This window comes from Caballeronia choica (assembly GCF_001544535.1).
GTDB classification, from domain to species: domain Bacteria; phylum Pseudomonadota; class Gammaproteobacteria; order Burkholderiales; family Burkholderiaceae; genus Caballeronia; species Caballeronia choica.
Window position 1 is genome coordinate 1 of the sequence record NZ_FCON02000380.1, and the last position, 2,367, is coordinate 2,367.

2 protein-coding genes are annotated in these 2,367 nt (G+C 54.9%); both read right to left on the minus strand.

The genetic code is table 11. The annotated features are described in order from the left end of the window. Positions 1-58: 58 nt before the first annotated feature. Positions 59-898, minus strand: a complete 840-nt coding sequence (locus AWB68_RS44175; protein ID WP_087650357.1) for a tyrosine-type recombinase/integrase — start codon at positions 896-898, stop codon at positions 59-61. Beyond that, entirely contained in the window at positions 895-2,136 is a 1,242-nt protein-coding gene (locus AWB68_RS44180) for a site-specific integrase (RefSeq protein WP_087650358.1), read from the minus strand. The genes AWB68_RS44175 and AWB68_RS44180 overlap by 4 nt, the downstream gene beginning before the upstream one ends. Positions 2,137-2,367: the final 231 nt, after the last annotated feature.

Here is a 2,367-nt window from a genome sequence, read left to right on the forward strand (position 1 = left end):
GGATTTCCATCGCCTTCCTCACAGGTCACTTGAAGATAAGCGAATAATGCCTTATTTTTTAACACAGTAGTACTAGGTAAGTGGACAAAAGCGGTAAGCGGTGCTCAACGTCTTCGCCATTGCGGTACCATTGCAACAGGATTTCTGTGGCAAATCGGTGGCGAAAATCATGTAAACGCGGTCCGTGGGTGGCGGTGGGGCTGCGCAAACCGATTTGGCGCGACAACGCATGGAACGTTCTGTACACGTCCGCGCGATGCAATGGATTGAGCGTGCTGGACACAAACAGGTGGAGCGCGGATCGTCCAGCAAGAAAACGCTCACGACGTGTGACGTAATCAGCAAGCACTTGCCGGGTTGAAGCATGCAGAGGCACCATCCGTATTTTTCCGAATTTCCCCCGAACCGTCACAATGCCTTCATTCAGATCAACATCCTCCCGTCTCAAATCGAGTGCTTCACCGAGGCGTAATCCCGATACACTCAGCAAACCTAAGAAACAATAATATGTCCACGGACGCAGGCCCATTCCGCCAGAGAGAGTCAATGCGGCTTGAAGTAGGGCCTCAATTTCTGCACTGCTGTAAAGGTAGGGCTTCGCGCGGCGCGGCCGGTACGGCATCAAGGCGCACGGTGGAATCTCCGTGTGTGGATCGATTGCACTGTAGTACTGGGCAAATCCACGGACATAACCTACTCGTGCTGCCCACGTTGCCAGTTGAGCGTACTTCGGTTGCTGTGCCCACTGGAGCACGCGGCGTAGGGTGATGTGAACAGCCCGCCGCTTTTCCATAAAGGTAGCGAAGTCCTGCAAAGCGTTGCCGGCAAGAAGCAGCTTGAATCCCAGGCCGCGGCGCAACGCTAAATAGCTCTGAACCGCTTCGCGCAGTGTGTTCATTGCATACCTCCCGGCCAAGGCAAGCCCAGTGTGCGCAAGGCAGCAAGGTCGATCTTCGCATAGATCGCCGTTGTTTCTGGATGACGATGGCGTAACAGCTCGCCAATCTCTGCCAGGGAAGCACCCTGACGCAATAGGTCGCAGGCCAGCCCATGTCGAAACTGATGGGCACCCTTGTGCGGCGTATCAATACCTGCTCGTTCCAGCGCACGCTCAACGATAGATCCGATGGCTTCCTGTCCCTGAAACTCCCCCACCGGCGCTACGCTACGCAAAAATACAGAGCGGCTGGTACTGTGCGGTCGCCCCTTCTGCAGGTAGTCGGCGATCGCCTCACCCACATCGGCCGGTAGCGGCATGGGGCATCCCCTTGCGCTCTTACCGTGCACATACAGACTTCCACTATCCCAGTCGATGTCATCCAGTTTGAGCGCGACGATTTCGCCCGCGCGCAAACCCAGTCGGGCCAGCAGCAATAAAATTGCATAATCCCGGGAGCCCACGGCCCTGTGACGGTTGCAAGATGCGAGCGCTGCTTGCGCATGCTCCACCGCGATCGCACGAGGGATTGATGCCATCGACCAGTTGGCAACGGTAGGTACAGCGGCAGCCAGATCACGCTTGACGGCGCCGCAGTAAAGCAAATATCGTAGGAAAGATCGCAGCGCAGTGACCATCATTTTTGCCCGCGCCAGATGAAGGCATTTTACCTGCTCCTGTACAAATGCGATGACATTAGCGGCCCGCAGCGAAGCGAGTTGTATTTTTTTGCGGTCACGGAAACAGGCCGTCAAAAAGACTCGGGCAAAAGGCACATAGATGCCGATCGTCTCGGTCGAAAGACCCCGTTCCTGCTGCAAGTACACCGTGTACTCGTCCAATAACCGCCGATCGGGCGTCACCTCGACGGCAACGGTCGGCAACTCTACGGCGGCACCCTGTTGGCGCAGAAAATCCAGCAACCGTTTCAATACGTAGGTGTCGCATGATCTGGGGCGTCGATGACGAGCCCGATAACGTAAGTAGCTCGCTATATGCACGTCCGTAATCGCTGGTAAAACAGCATGTGTTTGCTTGAGCCAACGGCTAAAATCAGCAGCCAATCGGGTTTGCCCACGGCTCGACTCTGGAGCAAATCCTTGGTCGTCCAGCGATTTGGTAAAGGAACTGATATAGGACGCGAGCGGCCCTTCTAGCACACACCTCAACGACCACGAGCGACTGTATGACGGCTCCATGATGATCTCCTCCCAATCAAGATTACCTTGAGAGGAGTCAGGATAATGCCGACCACTATGGAACAAAAACGTTACCAATTACGACGAAAATGAAACTACTCGGCCATATTTTTTTACACGGAATTATGCCGGTAATTCCGATATCGGAATTACAGGCAGTCTACGCAGGCTCAGGTGCAGATGAACCTCGAGAGCAAGCGTCGACAGTACGAGCTCGTGGACGAAGCAAAG